The 18596-nt window shown below is 40.2% G+C and carries 18 protein-coding genes and 1 pseudogene; 11 read left to right on the plus strand and 8 right to left on the minus strand.

The window, feature by feature from the left end; genetic code table 11:
- Positions 1-16 precede the first annotated feature (16 nt).
- The 5 genes from ACKTT2_RS12670 (at position 17) to ACKTT2_RS12690 (ending at position 5820) form a co-directional block, all read left to right on the plus strand.
- Positions 17-484: a MarR family winged helix-turn-helix transcriptional regulator gene (locus ACKTT2_RS12670; protein ID WP_407887269.1), complete on the plus strand. Its 468-nt coding sequence runs from the start codon at positions 17-19 to the stop codon at positions 482-484.
- Between the two features lie 132 nt (positions 485-616).
- Positions 617-2113, plus strand: a complete 1497-nt coding sequence (locus ACKTT2_RS12675; protein ID WP_407887271.1) for an HlyD family secretion protein — start codon at positions 617-619, stop codon at positions 2111-2113.
- A 141-nt stretch (positions 2114-2254) separates the two neighbouring features.
- Positions 2255-3532: an MFS transporter gene (locus ACKTT2_RS12680; protein WP_407887273.1), complete on the plus strand. Its 1278-nt coding sequence runs from the start codon at positions 2255-2257 to the stop codon at positions 3530-3532.
- A 33-nt stretch (positions 3533-3565) separates the two neighbouring features.
- Positions 3566-5170, plus strand: a complete 1605-nt coding sequence (locus tag ACKTT2_RS12685; protein WP_407887276.1) for a DHA2 family efflux MFS transporter permease subunit — start codon at positions 3566-3568, stop codon at positions 5168-5170.
- Between the two features lie 71 nt (positions 5171-5241).
- The gene (locus tag ACKTT2_RS12690; protein WP_407887278.1) at positions 5242-5820 is read left to right on the plus strand and encodes a Uma2 family endonuclease; all 579 of its coding nucleotides are present in this window, start codon (positions 5242-5244) and stop codon (positions 5818-5820) included.
- 83 nt (positions 5821-5903) lie between these two features.
- On the opposite strand, the gene ACKTT2_RS12695 is transcribed toward ACKTT2_RS12690, so the two are convergent.
- The 5 genes and pseudogenes from ACKTT2_RS12695 to ACKTT2_RS12715 all read right to left on the minus strand — a co-directional run bounded on the left by ACKTT2_RS12695 (position 5904) and on the right by ACKTT2_RS12715 (position 9680).
- Complete coding sequence (locus ACKTT2_RS12695; protein ID WP_407887280.1) at positions 5904-6605, minus strand: tetratricopeptide repeat protein; 702 nt, start codon at positions 6603-6605, stop codon at positions 5904-5906.
- Positions 6606-6664: 59 nt separating this feature from the next.
- Positions 6665-7045, minus strand: a pseudogene (locus ACKTT2_RS12700) (Uma2 family endonuclease); the annotation flags it as partial.
- Positions 7046-7350: 305 nt separating this feature from the next.
- Positions 7351-8028 carry an ATP-binding cassette domain-containing protein gene (locus ACKTT2_RS12705; protein ID WP_407887282.1) on the minus strand — a complete coding sequence of 226 codons (678 nt, stop codon included), beginning with the start codon at positions 8026-8028 and terminating at the stop codon, positions 7351-7353.
- A 106-nt stretch (positions 8029-8134) separates the two neighbouring features.
- Positions 8135-8809, minus strand: coding sequence for an amino acid ABC transporter permease (locus ACKTT2_RS12710; protein WP_407887284.1), 675 nt, complete (start codon positions 8807-8809; stop codon positions 8135-8137).
- A 7-nt stretch (positions 8810-8816) separates the two neighbouring features.
- Entirely contained in the window at positions 8817-9680 is an 864-nt protein-coding gene (locus ACKTT2_RS12715) for a substrate-binding periplasmic protein (protein WP_407887287.1), read from the minus strand.
- 594 nt (positions 9681-10274) lie between these two features.
- Between ACKTT2_RS12715 and ACKTT2_RS12720 the strand changes: the two genes are divergently transcribed.
- On the plus strand, positions 10275-10457 hold the full coding sequence (locus ACKTT2_RS12720) for a hypothetical protein (RefSeq protein ID WP_407887289.1): 183 nt from the start codon (positions 10275-10277) through the stop codon (positions 10455-10457).
- Positions 10458-10585: 128 nt separating this feature from the next.
- Here ACKTT2_RS12720 and ACKTT2_RS12725 read toward each other — a convergent pair whose 3' ends face one another.
- Entirely contained in the window at positions 10586-11341 is a 756-nt protein-coding gene (locus ACKTT2_RS12725) for an iron-containing redox enzyme family protein (RefSeq protein ID WP_407887291.1), read from the minus strand.
- Positions 11342-11724: 383 nt separating this feature from the next.
- A complete protein-coding gene (locus tag ACKTT2_RS12730; RefSeq protein ID WP_407887293.1) occupies positions 11725-12768 on the minus strand; it encodes a substrate-binding periplasmic protein in 1044 nt (347 codons plus the stop codon).
- Between the two features lie 624 nt (positions 12769-13392).
- Here ACKTT2_RS12730 and ACKTT2_RS12735 point away from each other — a divergent pair.
- The 5 genes from ACKTT2_RS12735 to ACKTT2_RS12755 all read left to right on the plus strand — a co-directional run bounded on the left by ACKTT2_RS12735 (position 13393) and on the right by ACKTT2_RS12755 (position 16954).
- Positions 13393-13593 (plus strand): hypothetical protein, encoded by a 201-nt coding sequence (locus ACKTT2_RS12735; RefSeq protein ID WP_407887295.1) that lies wholly within the window; start codon positions 13393-13395, stop codon positions 13591-13593.
- A 516-nt stretch (positions 13594-14109) separates the two neighbouring features.
- Positions 14110-14415: a hypothetical protein gene (locus ACKTT2_RS12740; RefSeq protein WP_407887297.1), complete on the plus strand. Its 306-nt coding sequence runs from the start codon at positions 14110-14112 to the stop codon at positions 14413-14415.
- Positions 14416-14631: 216 nt separating this feature from the next.
- Positions 14632-15357 carry a hypothetical protein gene (locus tag ACKTT2_RS12745; RefSeq protein ID WP_407887299.1) on the plus strand — a complete coding sequence of 242 codons (726 nt, stop codon included), beginning with the start codon at positions 14632-14634 and terminating at the stop codon, positions 15355-15357.
- Entirely contained in the window at positions 15354-16589 is a 1236-nt protein-coding gene (locus ACKTT2_RS12750) for a hypothetical protein (protein WP_407887301.1), read from the plus strand. The genes ACKTT2_RS12745 and ACKTT2_RS12750 overlap by 4 nt, the downstream gene beginning before the upstream one ends.
- A 65-nt stretch (positions 16590-16654) precedes the next feature.
- Positions 16655-16954, plus strand: coding sequence for a DUF4359 domain-containing protein (locus tag ACKTT2_RS12755; RefSeq protein ID WP_407887303.1), 300 nt, complete (start codon positions 16655-16657; stop codon positions 16952-16954).
- A gap of 529 nt (positions 16955-17483) precedes the next feature.
- On the opposite strand, the gene ACKTT2_RS12760 is transcribed toward ACKTT2_RS12755, so the two are convergent.
- Positions 17484-18596, minus strand: a 1113-nt coding sequence (locus tag ACKTT2_RS12760) for an AMP-binding protein (protein WP_407887305.1), incomplete at its 5' end; no start/stop codon positions are given.

Here is an 18596-nt window from a genome sequence, read left to right on the forward strand (position 1 = left end):
TACTAAATAATTAGATATGGTTTCCAAGCCACAGAATTCTCAAGATTTGGCGTCTTGGCAGCAAGTTCGCGCTCCCTATGGGACTGGCTACCGCATCAAACTTCTTTCACAACTCCTAGCTCGCAAGTTTACAGAACGTTTGGAACCCTTCGGCTTGACACCCTTTCACTGGGTTGTTCTCTGCTGTTTGTGGGAAGAAGACGGTTTACCGACTTCTAGTATAGGGGAAAAACTACAACAAGTAGGCGGTACTTTAACTGGTGTCCTTGATAGAATGGAAGAACGAAAATTGATTCGTCGAGAACGCGATTCTCGCGATCGCAGAATCTGGCGCATCTGGTTAACCGACGCTGGCAAAGAACTCGAAAACGTGTTACCGCCTATAGCAGTTGAGATTCGCGAGCAAGCAATGAGCGGCATTTCCTACGCCGAACGCGAACAGTTTTCCCAATTTCTGAGTAAGGCAATTGACAATCTGTCATAGAATTCACCCGAGCGGGTGATGTTAACTCAAATTTTTCTTTTTATGATATTACGCATACGAAATAAATATATTCTAACTAAATATTACGTACTCTAAGCAATTTTTCAAAATCTACCAGGGAAGTAAGTCATCATGAAACTCACAAACACTGACAAAAACGGACGTAACGGACAAAGAACTGCAGTTTTAGAACCAGAACTCATCAAGGATATGGAGACACTCGAAGCAGTAACAGCAAATAGAACTGCAAACGGAGAGACTGCAGTACTGACTCCATCTGAGGTGGAAAATCAAGAAACCGTACCACAACCACCAGAAACCCCGAAGCAGAAGAAGCCAACGGGATTGATATTAGCAGCATTGGGTGTAGGTGCGATCGCAGCGAGTGGTTTTGGTTATCGTTGGTGGCAGTATGCGTCCAGCCACCAAGAAACAGACAACGCCCAAGTAGCAGGACACGTTCACCAAATCAGCAGTCGCATTCCCGGAACAGTCAGCCAAGTCTTAGTAGATGACAACCAGTTGGTGCAACCGGGACAGTTACTCATCAAACTCGATCCGCGAGATTATCAAAGCAAGGTACAGCAAGCAGAAGCCGCATTACAAAATGCTCGCCGTCAAGCAGAAGCCGCACAAGCAAACATTGCTCTGGCTTCAGAAACAACCACAGCTAAAACCACTCAAGCAAAAGGAGATGTGAGTGGTGCAGTGGCAGCAATTTCCACAGCTCAAGCAGCCGTGCAAGAAGCCCAAGCAGGGATTCCGGCGGCGCAAGCAGAAGTCAAAGTCGCCCAAGCAGGAGTTCCTACAGCCCAAGCACAAGTAGCACAAGTAGATGCCAATTTACAAAAAGCCCAAGCCGATTACAACCGTTACAATACCCTATATCAACAAGGCGCGATCGCCCGCCAGCAATTAGATACAGCCAAAGCAGCCTATGATGTAGCTTCAGCACAGAAAAGTGCTGCTCTTCAAGCAGTGCAACAAGCACAAGCGCGACTTGCTTTCTCAAGAGTTGGTGTAGCCAAAGCGCAATCTCAGCTAGCACAAGCACAAGAAGGAGTCGTCAGCGCCCAAGCAAAATTAGCAGCATCAAAGGGAGGTTTGCAACAAGCAACTGCAAGCGGACAACAAACAACAGTGAACCGCAATCAGTACGAAGCTGCAAAAGCAGCGATCGCCCAAACAGAAGCATCTTTAAAAGATGCACAGTTGCAGCTATCTTACACCAACATAACTGCTCCAACGAGCGGACACATAGGGCGCAAAACGGTAGAAGTTGGTAACCGGATACAAGCAGGGACACCAGTTATGGCGATTGTGAGTAACGAATATTGGCTCGTTGCCAACTTTAAAGAAACCCAATTAGAAGACATGAAGCCGGGACAAGAGGTAGAAATTAAACTAGATGCATTTCCCCATCATACTTTTGTGGGTCGTGTTGACAGTATTTCTCCGGCTTCAGGCGCTCAATTTGCCCTTTTACCACCAGATAACGCCACAGGTAACTTTACCAAAATTGTGCAGCGCGTTCCTGTAAAAATTGTTTTTGATAAAGAGAGTATAAAAGGCTATGAGGCACGAATTACTCCTGGAATGTCCGCAGACGTTAGCGTAACCGTCAAATAATTATGAATTATGAATTATGAATTATGAATTGATGCATTCAGCATTCATCATTCACCATTCATATCTTCCTGTAGAGAGGGGTTAGCGTTAGAGTCTGATGATATTTATGAAGAGATATTACAGGTATAAAACAATTCTTGTATGAACGCGCGATCGCCCATAGGCAAATTACTGCCACCTGCCTTAAAGTCAAAAAACTATCAATTATTTTTTATCGGACAAGGCATTTCGTTGATTGGGTCTTGGATGACTCAACTTGCTACAGTTTGGCTGGTTTACGATTTAACAAACTCCGCCTTTATGTTAGGTGTTATCGGCTTTACCAGTCAAATTCCGAGCTTTTTTCTAACTCCTTTTGGTGGGGTATTTGTCGATCGCTTTTCCCGTCACCATACCCTTATCGGTACGCAAATACTAGCAATGATACAATCTTTGGCATTAGCACTGCTAGCATTTACCGGTACTATCCAAATTTGGCATATCATTGCTCTGAGTTTGTTTCAAGGATTTATTAATGCCTTTGATGCACCAGCTAGACAGGCTTTCGTGCCAGAGTTAGTGGAACGAAGAGACGATTTAGCCAATGCCATTGCCATTAACTCAACCATGTTTAATGGAGCGAGGTTAATTGGTCCAGCTATTGGAGGATTACTGATTGCTAGAGTTGGTACTGCATATTGTTTTCTCATCGATGGGTTAAGTTATATTGCAGTCATTCTAGCTTTACTGGCAATGAAAATTAAGCCTTTACGAATGACAGCAACTCGTGGTAACCCTCTAGTAGAAATCAAAGAAGGATTTGCCTATGCTTTTGGTTTTCCACCCATTCGAGCCATCTTATTATTATCAGCGTTAGTTAGCTTTTTTGGAATGCAGTATACTGTTCTAGCTCCAGTTTTTGCAGAAGAAATTCTAAAAGGCAGTGCAGACACTCTGGGTTTCTTAATGGCAGGTTCGGGAGTTGGAGCGTTAGCTGGTGGTATTTATCTAGCAACCAGAAAAACCGTCGTAGGGCTTGGGAAACTGATTGTTCTCGGTCCCACTGTTTTAGGAATTGGTTTAATAGCCTTTGCCTTATCGCGCATACTGCCAATTTCGTTGCTAACAATGCTATTTGTTGGTTTAGGAACAATTATCCAAATTGCCAGTAGCAACACAGTTTTACAAACTATCATTAAGGAAAATATGCGCGGACGAGTTATGAGCCTATATACGATGTCCTTTTTAGGTACAATCCCCTTTGGGAATTTAGTAGGAGGTGCATTAGCTCGTCAAATTGGTGCTCCTACAACTTTGATTATTGATGGTATAGTTTGTATTTTAGGTTCCATATACTTTGCTAGACAGTTACCCGCTTTAAGAAAATTGGTTCATCCGATTTTAGCTGAAAAAGGTATTGTCGTTAGTGCCCAACGATAATTAAACTATCAAAAAAATCTTTGGAGTCCTGTTGTGACTAATACAAATACAGTTGGCAATGGAGGAAATCGGGGTTCTACCAAGTCTCCCTCCGAACAAGTTTCCCTAAGAACCTGGATAGGTGTTTTAGCCAGTATGCTTGGTGCTTTTATGGCGGTACTGGATATTCAGATTACCAATGCTTCTTTACAAGAAATCCAGGGAGCTTTAGGAGCGACTTTAGAAGAAGGTTCTTGGATTTCCACAGCATATCTTGTGGCAGAAATTGTAGTGATACCCCTCACGGGATGGCTGTCTCGTGTCTTTTCCCTACGACGGTATTTGTTAGTTAACACAGCCCTATTTCTCTTGTTTTCTATAACTTGTGCTTGGGCGTGGAATCTCAATTCCATGATTATTTTCCGTGCCCTACAAGGTTTTACTGGAGGAGTTTTAATTCCCACTGCGATGACAGTTGTACTGACTTATTTGCCTCCCTCCAAACAACCAATTGGTCTAGCTGTATTTGCGATTACAGCAGTTTTTGCACCATCTATTGGTCCAACATTAGGTGGTTGGTTAACAGAAAATTTTAGTTGGCAATATAGCTTTTATATAAATGCTTTTCCTGGTTTGTTAATGCTAGCTGGGGTATGGTATGGAATTAAACAAGAACGACCTCAGCTACAATTACTCAAACAAGGTGATTGGTTGGGAATTCTTTCCATGGCAATTGGTTTGGGTTCCCTGCAAGTCGTACTAGAAGAAGGTAGCCGGAAAGATTGGTTTGGTTCAGCCTTGATTGTGCGCTTAAGTATCATAGCGGCGATTTTTCTGGCGTTATTTTTTTGGATTGAATTAACTCGCAAACAACCATTTATTAATTTGAGACTTGTAAGATATCGCAACTTTGGTTTAGCAAGTATCATAAATGTTTCCTTAGGAGTGGGATTGTACGGTTCAATTTATATTTTGCCACTCTATCTAGCCCAAATTCAAGGATACAATGCCCTACAAATCGGTGAAGTTCTGATTTGGGCTGGGATTCCTCAGTTATTTATTATTCCCTTTATTCCCAAACTCATGCAACGCATTGATGTGCGGTTAATGGTGGCTGTGGGTGTAGCTTTGTTTTCCATCAGTGTCTTTATGAACTCTAAGATGAGCTATCAGACAGGGCTAGATCAATTGCGATGGTCGCAACTCGTGCGTGCAATGGGACAGCCACTGATTATGGTACCGTTAACTTCAATCGCTACTGCCGGATTAAACCCTAAAGAAGCTGGTTCCGCAAGTGGTTTATTTAATATGATGCGGAATTTAGGTGGTTCTGTGGGAATTGCAGCATTAGCGACTTTATTAACTAATAGAGAGCAATTTCATTCTAATAGATTAGGAGAATCAGTATCTATATATAGTTCTGCAACGCAAGAGCGAATTAATCAGTTAACTCAGTATTTTGCCAATCGAGGCGGCGTGGATTTAGAGACAGCAAAAAACCAAGCAATAGCTGCCATTGACAAGATTGTGCGTCGCGAAGCTTTTGTGATGGCTTTTAACGATTGTTTCTATTTTATTGGCATTGCCTTATTACTGAGCGGTATTGCGATTTTATTTATCAAAAAAGTTAAGCCAACAGGTGGTGCTGTAGCGCATTGAAGGCTATTACTACATTTTTAGTGTAATCAGTTTACAATGGTTACTAAAGTAGACATAAATGAAGTACTAAGATGGTTACTAGCAGGCATGAATATTACCTTTCACCAGAAGAATATTTAGAAGCAGAGAAATCTAGTCAAATTAAACACGAGTATATTAATGGGCAAGTCTTTACAATGGCAGGAGCGAGCGATGCTCACGTTACCGTTGTAGGAAATTTGTGTACAATATTGCGAAATCATGTTCGGGCTACTGGTTGTCGCATTTATATGACTGAAATGAAAGTACAAATAGAAGCCTTAAATTGCTACTACTATCCTGATGTCATGGTTACCTGTGATGCAAGAGATAGAGAGTTTGAATACTTTAAAAAATTTCCTCGCTTAATTGTAGAAGTGCTTTCAGATTCAACAGAAGCATTAGACAGAGGTAAAAAGTTTGCTAACTACCGACATTTAGAAACACTTCAAGAATATGTCCTCATTTCCCAAGACACTATGATGGTAGAGTGTTACCGTCGCAATCAGGAAGGGCGTTGGGAACTTTTTTTGTTTGAAAAAGACGAAGAAGTGAATTTAGCAAGTGTTGATTTTCGTTGTCCAATAGCAGCAATCTATGAAGATGTTACTTTAGCTGAAGAAGTATCATGAAAAGTCATTGGTCATTTGTCATTAGTTATTTGTAAGGGTTGAAGTCTTGTTTACACACCTTTGCGTGAAATAATCTTAAAAATTTACATCGTCGTCAGTATTTGCTCAGTTCTTTCAATTTGTTCTTGACTGAAAGCTGCTTGCTTGAGATGACTTAAAAAAGAACGATCGCGATACCGAGAATCTAACTGTATAGCTTTTGTATAGACCTGTTTAGCTGCATCTTTATCGCCATTATCCCAATAAGCGATCGCTGCAGCAACCAAAGGATGAGGATTATTAGGCTCTAATGTAGCCGCACGTTCGGCACAAATAATAGCAAAGTTATAAACTTGTAATCGATGCCAAGACAAACTCAAATTAAAGTAAGCAATTTCATTATTCGGTTTGAGAATAGCCGCCCAAGCATGAACTAATGTCGCGACTGGTACATTTCCATCAACTAAATAGACAATTCCCAAAGCATTGTAAGCAGGAACAAACAAAGGTTCTTGATAGATAGCTTGCCATAAAGAGACAGCCGCATCTTTTTCCTTACCTACTAAATGCTGCGTCCAACCCAAATTCACTCGCCCCATAATGTTTTTCGGTTCGAGTTCCACAGATTTTTGCATCGCTGCAATGGCTTCAGGAAACCGTCCTTGTTGGCGATACAACAGCCCTAACTGTCGGTACTCACCACCAGACTTTGCAGCCAGAGAAGATGGAATCAAAGCAAAAGTCAAAAATATACTCGTACAAATTCCACTTGTTAACTTTGCCTTTGCTAGTTTCAACATCTTCATTGCGAGGTTCCTTTCTGAAGTTTCAGCTAATCCAATAATTCTGGATTATGTGATGGCGAAGTTTTATCCCGTTCTTCACTCCCATCACCTGAGACAAATTCAATGACAATTAACGGCGCAATATACTCCTCCCACAAAACGTAGGAACGGCGTATTTTGCCCTTGAGAGTTGGCGGTACATTTGGTACATAGAACCAGTCCGGTGCTTCAGCGCCTCTCTCTGGGGGATCTGTTAATCCCCAGTAGATACCAGAATCTTGACGGATACAATACTGACCATCAGAATGCAAGGTTTCTAAAACAGGTTTAATCGAATCTGTCAGTAAAATGCTTTGAGGATGTTCTTGTAAGTTTTTCACAAATGTCCCGTCAGAATCAGGCAATTGCGTGTGGTCGGGTAAACTCAATACTGAGTCAGTTGGTGTAGTGACAGAGGTCATAGGATTCACGCCCGCATCTATCCGATCTTTATTGTAATGCGACTGGGGACTGGGGAACTCGGGGCCCCCTCCTTGTTGAGGGGCAATGGGGACTGGGAATTGGGAAGCCGAGCAGGTGAATTTTCACAAATCAAAGAAGATTGTTATAAAGCGTTTCATAGTCTGCTGAGGTACAAATTTATCGGCGTCCATCTGCGTTCATCAGCGGTTAATTCACATTCTGTAACTCACGAAAGTGGGAAGTGGCATAAGCGATCGCTGTTTCCAGAAGTATCTCCTCGATATTCAAAGACCTCGGTAATTCATTAAGTTTTTTGAAATTTCCATTGTATACCGTCAAAGAACAAAACATATGACCAATTTGCTAAAGACAGATTAGAATGAGTGATTAATATCACTGATGTGTTTCTTGAAATTTCTTCAACAATTGCTATAACCTTGTCAGTTGTTTCTGAATCCAAATTTGCCGTGATTTCATCTAATAAAAGAAGTTGAGGAGAATGTACAAGTGCGCGTGCAAGAGCAGCCCTTTGCCGTTGACCTCCTGACAGTTGGTTTGGATAATCATTTGCTTTGTGCTTAATACCTAGTAGGGCTAACTTTTCTTTTGCAACTTCATCTGCAATCTTCTTGTTTTTTTTTCCATTACGAAGCCAGAGAGGAAGTGACACATTTTCAAGTATGGTCATATGAGACCACAGATATAGCTGTTGAAACACCATGCCAATTTGTAAGCGATGCTTACCAAAATCGCGTTTTACAAACCCAGGCTTAGAAACCGTTTCTCCATTAAAAATGATTTTTCCTTGATTGACTTCTTCTAACAATGCAATACATCGTAATAAAGTTGTTTTCCCACACCCACTTGGTCCTTGAATCACCATACTTTCACCTCTTTTTAGAGAAAAAGAGACATTACTTATAACCTGAGTGCGATGAAATTCTTTTCCTATGTCTTCTACATTCAGAAATGAATATTCCATTGTAATACTATAGATTTGTAATATTTAGAATAGAATGTTTCCAGTTATTTTTTATCGCTTTAATTTTTTCTAGTTTGACTCAGTTAACTCAAAGCAACTTAAGAAGTTATATTTTCTCAATTCCGCCTAGCTGCTTAACACGTTGTACTTGCCTCAGAAGAATATTAAGAGGAATTATAGTAATCGTAAACACGATCGCTACAGCAGAATAAATTTCTAGTGGTCGATATGTTTGAGCAATAATCGAGTTTGCCGTGTGTAGAATTTCTGGAACAGCAATGACTGATGCCAATGTCGAAAACTTATAAGTCGTTATGTACTGTCCCATAAGAGGTGGCCAAGATTTACGGACAACCTGAGGTATGAGAATATAGCGAATTGCTTCAAGGCGAGTCATTCCCGTACAATAAGCTACTTCGATTTCACCAACAGATATTGAGTTAATTCCTCCTCTAATTATTTCAGCCACAAATGCTGAAAGACTTAGACTGAGACCAAGAATAGCACAACTTTGTCCCTCAATAACTAAGCCAGGAATTATCAATGGTAAACTGTAATATAGCCATACAAGGAGTACAAGAGTTGGGATCGCAAGAAAAAGCTCGATTAAGAGTCTAGCCAACCATGAAATTAAATTAAAGGAAATAATTGATAAAACTCCTAAAATTACACCTAAAACAGTTCCCAACGCAATACTTGCAACACTAATCCAGGCTGTTGTTAGAAAAGCTAAGTAAAGTGGTAAAAGATTGTTCCAAAATACAGACAAATTCCAGTCCATGTGCAGATTAATTCTTACTAAATTCCCAAACTTTCTTCAAATGAAGCCAGTTAGCACCGGCTTTTCGTTCCCATTCAAGAAGCTTTCCTTGATAGTCGAATGCATCTAAACTGCTATTCAAAAAATTAAGAAGTTCATCATCTCCTCGGCGAACAGCCCATGAAACAGGAGTCAAATTATATGGAGATTCAGCAAATAAGTCTTTTACTTGCGTTGAGTTAGCTTTTACAAACTGAGATGTGACATAAGCGTCACCAAGTGCAATATCTGCTCGACCACTTATCACTGCTTGAAAGGCAAGTGATTGATCCCCGCCAGAATATCTAGTAATCTTTGCCTGTTTAAAATTTGCTCTTGCATATTCATCTCCCGCTTCGCCTTGAGTCACTGCAACTACAACTTCAGACTGGTCTACACTCTGAATATTTGTGAAACGGCGATCGTTAATCCGCACAACTGCACTGTTACCTGCAAAAAAAAGAGGTCTGGTAAAATAGACAGACAACGCTCTTGGAACAGTTACAAATGTAGGAACTATTGAAACATCAAAGCGATGAGAGTTAAGCCCAGCTGAAAAGTTTGCCCAATCCGTTTCAATAAACTCAAGCTTCCATTTATTCAATCGAGCAATTTCTTTAATAGTTTCAACATGATGACCTCCTAACTCACCAGTAGAAGGGTTTTTTGTAGTTGTTGGAGGAAAAATTAGATATCCAACTTTTAACCTCCCAGTAGAGGATATCTCAGCCAAAGTGGACTTATCATTGACTCGTGGAGAATTGCTAGTACACGAGTTCAGAAAACACAAAATAGTAATAACGAGTGCAATACCTAACGCTAGTAAACTAAGTCCACTGTGTCTATTACTCATATTTAATTTGTTTTAGAAAAACTATGAGATAAACTCATATAGCAATTCTGTTTGATTTGAGAGAAAATACTAAACTCCAGAAATATGGAATCCGAAGGATAGCGTATTTCGCGAGCGTGCGAATAATTGAGAGCCTAAACCAATACGTGCCAATATTGTATCAACTTATTGTAAAATTCTACTGTCTTGCAATGACAGTTTTTAACTAAAGTTTCTCAGTACATAGTATACTATGTAACAATTGTGAATTGTTAGTATATGTGTCATAGTGTACTCTATTCGTTACCGAGCAAGGTTTTCAGAACGGTTGTCACCCCCTCAGGTCTTTTTTAAGATTAAGTTAATTTTCGCAACTCGAATGGGATGTGTGTCAATATTGTATTGTATCAACTCACCGTAAATACTGTCTTTTAATGACAGTATTTAAGTAGTATACTAGGGAATACTTGTGAATGTATGACAAATTACAAGCTAAATCAATCTATCTCCTTTCCAGATCGTTTGAATCAGGAGCCTATAAGAAGGGAAACTGACGAAACTATTCTTATCGAAGGCAAGATTATCCGGGTGATGGAAAGTTGACCTCTACAATTGATGGTGGAAACCCAAAATGGCTGTTATGCTGTTGGACTTCTTTCAGAAACAAAGGTGACTCGGTGGGGACAAATAGCAGACGCTAGTCTTTTGAGTTCTGGTCTACAAGTTAAAATCCAAGGTCAGCTTTCTGTTATCCATAAGTTAGCAATGACCGCGCAATTGATTGAAATAATACCATAAGGTAAAGATTATGCTCGACAAGACAACACTTTCTGGAATCAGTAAGGATGTCAATTACAGGAGTTTTCATCTAAATGAACTATACCCTTTGTAAGGGTGCAAAACCTTGCACCCCTACCAACTGTTGTCTATTTATCTGTTTGGACAATAATCACATCACTGTTACTACCTGTATATGAAAACCCTTGCTTCTCGGAAATCTCTTCCAACGTGTTTAGTAGCCCCGCCCACATCATCCGTTGTGTACGAAAGACAAAATTTCTACCATTATTAATAATTTCCTCACCTCTTTCCTGTTTGCTTATCCAAGAAATGACATCCTCAAACATCTCGAAATGTTCTGCATTGGCATGAACTTGAAAAAAGTGAAGACCTTGTTTGGCAACACCAGCTTTTTCAAGAACACGCAGCAAGAGTGCATAATCTGGTTTGTCAAGAACTTCATAGACTGAAATCGCGGCGATCGCTTCCAAAAGAGGTGCATCTCTACAAAATTTCTCCCATGAAGCATTGAATTGATACGAGAATATAGAGTCTTGTAAAAACTTTTCTGAATTAATACCTACACAGGATAAAAAATCTCTATATAATTGATTATGACTTATACCTTTTTGACCACCCAATTCTTCTATTAAATTCCTTACTAGACCTCTCCACAAAAAATCATCAACACCACATCTTTCTCCTAATATAAAGTTCAAACGGCAAAAGTTATATCGCACGAAGTAGAAAGCTTCTGCAAATTGTTTTAAGCCTTCTTTTTGTATTATCAATTTGTATAGACAATGCTCTACTTCTAATTCCCTTAAGATGTTTTCCTCTTGAGTGATGATTGACTCTACTAAACTAGATGATTTACTTTTTTCTAAAACTTTACTGTTCATTTAAATGCCACCGTTCAATATTTGTACAGTAGACTAACTGTTTATAGAAAGAAAGTTAGGTCTACTGTACAAACATTTTAGAGGCATTAATAAACATTTTATATGTAAAATCTATAAGTATTTGTGCAGCATTACAGCAAATAAAATAAAGATTTCATAAATCATCTTGCGATGGATGCTCTATGAAATCTTTATAGTACTATAGATACCGCTATGTTGCACAAAAGCCTCATATACTGCGTATTACCCTCCTTACGATCGAATGTTCTATATAATTTCTTTACCATCAAGATTTGTCTACACCTATTTTTGCTTTCAAAGATACTCCGGATATAGGAGTATCTTTGTAATTCTTTGACAAAGTAGATCGCCATATTACTGTGTCATTTAATATGAATTTTTGGAAGAATTCCTATAGCAGAATTAATGGCTGTGGTCAATTTCTCTTCATCTGGATGAAAAGCAAAAGCTGGAGCCGTCTTAACATTTTTCAGTCTTTCAATCTTGATGACCTGTAAGTTGTTCTCTTTAGAGATGCACTGACATGTCAAACTATCAGACAAAAATATAGGAATAACGTCGTTCGCTCTTCCTGCGGTTGCTAATAAATGACTAATAGCTTTCTTTCTGTCCTCGAATTCCTGATGTTGATAGGAATCACTAAGCACGGCGGCTGCCCAACTTCCTATCTCACCTCTTACATGAACCAACTCAACACGTTTATTAGGCAAGTCTTCAAGCACGGCAAAGTTATTGCCCTGTTGGGAAACAATGACAGCAGAAAGACTGTAAGATTCCTCAGTACAAGCTTCTGAGAAACGATAGTCAAAAAAGCGCTCTGGTAGTGCAAGAAAGAAAGGCGCAATACCATGAACTCTTCGTTCTCGGATTGCCAAAGGCATTTCCTGCCAAGTCAAATATTCCCAAATTGTATTGACTCCCAATAATCGACCAATTTGCTCTGCATATTGAATAGCTAAACCAGTTGGGGAAGAACCCGGTTTATCTGGAATCTGCGATAATGTTGGAACTTCAGTATATCCTAATGTCCATGAGCGGTTCTTGGCTATTTCATGCCAGCTACAATCTGCTCCTTTACCTTTGACAGCTGCTCTATATCCTGCAGCTTCTAGAAGCTCGTTCACAATTCCATCAATTTCATCAGAGGCTGGAAAGGGATCGTGAGGTAACTTTTGGCGAGTTCGATCCAGCCGACGTGCTAAAGAGACTGCTATACGATTAACTATAGCTTTTCTCGGAACACTTTCGCCCCGTGCCCACCGATAGAATTGCGTTTCTCCTATCTGAATTTCATTCATCAATTCTTGGTTAGTCCATCCCACTTCCTGTAAGTATTTCTCAACAACTTGAACGAACTCAGACTTAGATGGAGTGCTTTTAGATGGATTGCGAGTTGAACTTGTCACAAAAATCGCTCACCTCCTCATTTATAGAATTTTTCAGATCTTCACCTGTAAGCGATCGCAAAAGGTAGGAGTGCCTACCCAGAAATAACTTTGCTTTCCCTAGAGCATAAGTGCATTTGTACTAACGACTAGATGACTCAGTTTTTTTGTATCAGAAGTCAGTATATCAAGAGTATAGTTGTCATGACATCTTTCACGCTTGTCATGACAAACATAAAATGACAGTATTATACTATCAACATACTTTGTACTGTTAACCAAAATCTCAAGAAAAGTAGATTAAGTTTATAATTCGTCATAATAAGTTTACCGAGAGAAGGATTCTCCAATTCTCCTATAATTAGCTAAAATAAACCAAATTACGTTAAAAACTGATATTCCTCCATCTTATAGCTAACTTCACAATCAAAAATCTGCCAATCGTGACTGACGTTAAAAGCTTGACAGTTGATGCAGAAATGGATAATATACTCATTAATAGAAAAAAGTATAGACTGTCCAAGAAAGACAGCATACAAAGCAACAGCAGGCAAATGCTTAGTAACAATTCGGGTAAAGATGTCCGATGGGTATCTTGTCGATCGGTTTGTTTAAACTAAATAGCCTTTTGTAGGTAGTGCAAAGTTGCAGCGATCGCTAGAAGCTGTCTTTAAAAGACAAGTTTATCTGAAAGCAAGAACTGAGACTTTAACAATCTGCTTGCGGATCGATTTCAAAAGTAGGATACTCTGGAAAATTGCGATAAGCTGGGTACAGCTTGCGCTTCGCGATCGGCGAAGCTTAATGGCTAAAGCCGTATCGCGATCGCGTATTTTCGGTATCTGACGCTGGAAAAATCTTTGTCATACTTCATGTGAAGATGCATAGGCAAATAGATGCAAAACCCTTTCCGTGCAAGGATTTTAGACTTCAAGATTCTGTGCCAGTTCGCAAAGAATTAGTATAACAAGGAAAATATTACCTGAATTATTGAGACAACTAAATAGAGTGATGGATAGTTGTCAACCAGCATCCACACAGTGTTCTAGCTGAGTATTGAGAAATACAATTTGAAATTGTGGTGAAAGACCCAGGTTTTGGGTCGTGAGGAGTTAGAGAGAACCCAATTGAATTATTGTAGGTGTAAGATTGTGATAGAAAATGAGCCTCATCTTCTATACAGAGTGGTTTCTAAGTCGCTCAAATATTTTTTTCTAGCACTAGTAGGTTTTGGAATCGTCTTTGCGGTGTCAATAACTTTTGGTGCAATTCACCTTATGTACCCACTGCTACCGTTCCTAGGAGGTTTGATTGTCCGTGTAGGGGCTATTTTGCTGTCCTTATTAGCAATAACAATGATCTATGAATCATTACGATAAGGACATTATAAAGATTGGCATGAAACCCAGCCCTAGTCAGCAAAACAATCCAGATCAACGTCAAGCCTTCTTGTCCAACCTAGCTGAGTTTTTTGAGAAAACTATTCAAGGTACGGGGTTTAGTCGTTCCAGCCTTGTTATCGAGACTGTTAGAAATAACGGTAGCACAAAAAAGTATGCACTCATTCACGAAGGCGTTCCCAGCCAACGTTATGTTCTTAGCAAGGAGCAAATGCAAGATTTGATTGAGTTTTTAAAATCAGGAGGAAATCAAAACAATACCAATTAGACTCACTCAGTTCTTATCAAGAAACACTACACGGTAAAAAAAAACTGGGTTCTGGGGTCAGACCACAACTAAATACCATATCGAAAAATCCTTCTAGCTAGGATAGTCGTGACTTCTACCAAGGCTAGTGCAAGTGGACACTCTACTTCACTAGCCTTTTGATTTTTCCACATTTTTTTGGTGCAACCTAAACTCGCATTACAACAACTAAACACCATGAGTCAATTGAAACCACGTTCTTCTACTGAAAAAAATTCCACCTTTAGAGGAGCGTCTAACAAGCCTGTATGGCAATCCCCTATTGTATTGGTATCTAGTTCTGTCGGTCTTGCTATTCTTAGCATGACACTTGCAACGTCAATAACTCCTCGAAATATCACTCATATTCGTGGAGATGATGTTTCTACCTCTGCTAAGGTTTTGAGTTTACAGCGCAAGCAGCATTGTCAAATTAGTACTCAATTTTATCAATCGGGTGATACTGCGATCGCTCTGCCTTTTGCAAACCAACCAGAAAAGACTTCTGAAACAACATTATCCAATAGTTTGTCCTTGTTAAGTCAATGTCAAAAAGATGAAATTTTACCTACCAGTATCGGTCAAGAACCAGGAACGTCACTCATTTTGGCACTAGCAAAAATTCAGACCATCATTGCCAATAAACGTGCATTAGGTAGTCGTCAGCCTTTTGTTGTGACTATTACACTACAAGCAACCGAGCCTGGTAAACATCAGCCGAATCCTAATGATTTTCAGTACATCAAAAGCCTCGTTGAGTCCATAACTAGAGACAAAAGTGTTATTGCGATCGCAGGACCTATGGGACAACTGCAAAACAATTTGGAAGTTGTTCTCAAAGGACTACCAAATCAAAGAATTTGTCCGGCAAATAGCGTTATGACGTGTGTTGAGTGGGCATTTGAAACGGGACGGAAACTATGAAACTAAACGATTCATTCTCTGGACTCACTAAATACAAGCTTGAGAAGCATACAAAGAACTGGAAGAACCTGCACCAAGAACAACTTGAAAAATTGCCTGTGAAAGACTTAGCAAGTATAAAACAACTGATCGAAAAGCAGGGACAGTCAGAATTTGCCAGTTTACGGATTGCGGATCTAGCTCAAATTGCTCAACGACCAACATCACCTACAACAAAATTAGTTGTCAAAGTCATTGCCACGATCTTTAGTGCAATCACTTTCAGCGCCGGAACGCAAGTACTGACTGCTCGTTTAGGGAAAATTAGTTTGCCATCAGCTCTATTTGCTGCAGCGATCGCAGGTTACTTAGTTGAGGATCGAGGCACTAAAACCATTACACGATTGCGACAACGGCAAAGCACTTTAGAAACAAGACAAGCGCTAGAACGTTACATACAAGAAAATCCGCCATCGAATGAACTAGAGGACAAATTTATTCGTTCGGAATTCAGCTTGCTTCAAACTATAGAATCTGGAAACTTCACCAAGCATTTTCCTGTAGACAGTACTTTAGCGGGAGGATTAACTCTTGCAGAGTACGTTGTAGCTTTCTGGATCGTCGCTCAGTTAGGATTACCAGGAGGACTTTTGATTGAAGGCATTGCAGCTAGTATCCCGATCGCCATTCTCTGGATAGGTGCTGCATTTCAAAGCGAAACATTTGAACTTCCAGAACGGCATTTAGAGCTAATCAAAAAATATCAACCTTATGTCTTTCAATCAGAAAGTTTATCAGAGGAAGAAGTTAAGGAAATTTATTGCCTCGATCGCTGTCTTCAATTTGTACTGCAAGGTGATTCCACAGGTCAAATTAAGAACTTGGGTATGGCGAGAGCGGAATTTGATATATGCTATTACCGAAAAAGAAAGCAGCAGTTTGAACAAGAACGACTTCAAATTCTTGAAGAACTACAAAATCAACATCATGAGGCAATAACCCAACTACCTAACTTATTCCCAAAACAAACTGGACTATCAAGAGAAGAATACACCTGGGAACAAACAAAATGGGTTGAGCAACAAACTCGCAAGCTAGAAGCTGTGCTGATAAGAGAAATTGAGATGATTCGTCAGAAATACAGCCAAAAAATTAACCATTGTGAAGAAGAAATTCTCAATGCTCAACAGACATCTCAAGCAGCTTACTTAAACTGGAAAAGCGATCGGAACTGTTTAAAAGCAGGTTCTTGAGATGACTGTACTGATGCGCTCAAGAAAAAAGTTCATAGAAAAACTAAATTGCTTGGAGAAAAACAATGTTAAAAGGAATCAGAAATAGTGCAATTGCTACAGGATTGATTGTAACTTTAATGGTTGTTACTAATCCTACTGAAGACGCTTATGCAAAGTATATTGTGTGGAAATTTCAAAATACAACCTGCTCGCAACAACAGCTTGCTGCTTGCCATACCATTAAAACCTTACCACGTAGCATTAGCAAACCTATGCTCAAAGGCTACATTTACCGTCAGAATTTCATCTTTTTCAGCTTTTATGAAACAAACTTCTTCGATTTAAAGAGTCGCAATATTGGCATATACGGCTATTTTTTCTAAAGTGACAGCAGTTTCAGATGATTAGACCACATGATTGAGGTAGGCGTCCTCCTTTAGAAAGACCACAGTGTACACACATCTTTAGAGATCCCCCTAAAGCCCCCTTAAAAAGGGGGACTTTAAGGATTTTCCCACCTTAAAAAGGGGGACTTTAAGGATTTTTCCCACCTTAAAAAGGGGGACTTTAAGGATTTTTCCCCCCTTAAAAAGGGGGACTTTAAGGATTTTTCCTACCTTAAAAAGGGGGACTTTAAGGATTTTTCCCCCCTTAAAAAGGGGGACTTTAAGGATTTTTCCCCCCTTAAAAAAGGGGATTTTAAGGATTTTTCCCCCCTTTTTAAGGGGGGCTAGGGGGGATCGTGTGTAGCAATCATTTGGTGAAATGGTATAAGGTCTGGGTTAGGGTGGGGTAAAACATAAGCTCAAGAGGACAGTCCATTAGTCCATTCCACAACAAAATATTGTAGTTTACTGACTTGAACAGCTCTTTATCCGCGTTCATCTGCGTCGAGGGTGCGGTTCAAAATCCCTAAGCACCTTCCCCCCGCAACTTATCCAATACACCCCTATCCTCCAAAGTAGAAGTATCCCCAGAAACTTCCTGTCCTGCAGCCAGATTCCGCAGCAATCGCCGCATAATCTTACCAGAACGAGTTTTAGGCAGAGCATCGGTAAAGCGAATTTCTCCCGGACGTGCGATCGCACCAATTTCCCGAACAACGTGTTGCTTGAGTTCCTTGCTCAAATCGTCTGTTGCTGTACTTGCTCCTTCTAGAGTCACAAAAGCAACAATCTCTTCTCCTTTAACTTCATCCGGCTTACCCACGACAGCCGCTTCAGCAACTGCAGGATGGGAAACAAGAGCCGATTCAATTTCCATCGTACCGAGACGGTGACCTGCTACATTAATCACATCATCAACACGTCCCATCACCCAGAAATATCCATCTTCATCGCGTCTTGCACCATCGCCAGCAAAGTAGACAGATTGCCCATCTTGAGGGCGAACGTGTTCCCAGTAAGTGCGGCGAAAACGATCTGGATCGCCATAGACTGTTCGCATCATACCGGGCCAAGGATGCCGGACAATCAAGTAACCGCCTTCATTATCACCCACAGGTTTGCCATCCAAATCCACAACATCAGCTAAGATTCCGGGGAAAGGACGAGTTGCAGAACCAGGTTTTGTGGGAATAGCACCAGGTAACGGAGTAATCATAACACCACCCGTTTCCGTTTGCCACCAGGTATCGACAATCGGACAGCGTTCCCCACCAATCACTTTGTGATACCACATCCAAGCTTCTGGGTTAATTGGTTCGCCTACAGTTCCCAATAAGCGCAGAGAAGAAAGATTTCTTGCTAATGGGAGCTGTTCGCCCATTTTGATAAAGGCACGAATAGCAGTAGGTGCGGTATAAAAGATATTCACCCCATACTTTTCAATAACGTCCCAAGTACAGCCCGGATTGGAAGCACGAGGAGCACCTTCATACATGAGTGATGTTGCGCCGTTAGACAAAGGACCGTAGACAATGTAACTGTGTCCTGTAATCCAACCTACATCTGCAGTACACCAATATACATCCGTATCTTGCAAGTCAAAAATCCATTTTGTGGTCATGTGGGTGTATAAGTTATA

Origin of the sequence: Scytonema hankhaensis NUACC26 (assembly GCF_045865695.1) — a bacterium.
GTDB lineage: Bacteria > Cyanobacteriota > Cyanobacteriia > Cyanobacteriales > Nostocaceae > Scytonema.

Excerpts from the sequence above, each read along its gene's own strand:
- ACKTT2_RS12670 (WP_407887269.1), top strand. The coding sequence starts at position 17 with ATGGTTTCCAAGCCACAGAATTCTCAAGATTTGGCGTCTTGGCAGCAA.
- ACKTT2_RS12675 (WP_407887271.1), top strand. The coding sequence starts at position 617 with ATGAAACTCACAAACACTGACAAAAACGGACGTAACGGACAAAGAACT.
- ACKTT2_RS12680 (WP_407887273.1), top strand. The coding sequence starts at position 2,255 with ATGAACGCGCGATCGCCCATAGGCAAATTACTGCCACCTGCCTTAAAG.
- ACKTT2_RS12690 (WP_407887278.1), top strand. The coding sequence starts at position 5,242 with ATGGTTACTAGCAGGCATGAATATTACCTTTCACCAGAAGAATATTTA.
- ACKTT2_RS12695 (WP_407887280.1), bottom strand. The coding sequence starts at position 6,605 with ATGAAGATGTTGAAACTAGCAAAGGCAAAGTTAACAAGTGGAATTTGT.
- ACKTT2_RS12705 (WP_407887282.1), bottom strand. The coding sequence starts at position 8,028 with ATGGAATATTCATTTCTGAATGTAGAAGACATAGGAAAAGAATTTCAT.
- ACKTT2_RS12710 (WP_407887284.1), bottom strand. The coding sequence starts at position 8,809 with ATGGACTGGAATTTGTCTGTATTTTGGAACAATCTTTTACCACTTTAC.
- ACKTT2_RS12715 (WP_407887287.1), bottom strand. The coding sequence starts at position 9,680 with ATGAGTAATAGACACAGTGGACTTAGTTTACTAGCGTTAGGTATTGCA.
- ACKTT2_RS12720 (WP_407887289.1), top strand. The coding sequence starts at position 10,275 with ATGGTGGAAACCCAAAATGGCTGTTATGCTGTTGGACTTCTTTCAGAA.
- ACKTT2_RS12725 (WP_407887291.1), bottom strand. The coding sequence starts at position 11,341 with ATGAACAGTAAAGTTTTAGAAAAAAGTAAATCATCTAGTTTAGTAGAG.
- ACKTT2_RS12740 (WP_407887297.1), top strand. The coding sequence starts at position 14,110 with ATGAATCATTACGATAAGGACATTATAAAGATTGGCATGAAACCCAGC.
- ACKTT2_RS12745 (WP_407887299.1), top strand. The coding sequence starts at position 14,632 with ATGAGTCAATTGAAACCACGTTCTTCTACTGAAAAAAATTCCACCTTT.
- ACKTT2_RS12750 (WP_407887301.1), top strand. The coding sequence starts at position 15,354 with ATGAAACTAAACGATTCATTCTCTGGACTCACTAAATACAAGCTTGAG.
- ACKTT2_RS12755 (WP_407887303.1), top strand. The coding sequence starts at position 16,655 with ATGTTAAAAGGAATCAGAAATAGTGCAATTGCTACAGGATTGATTGTA.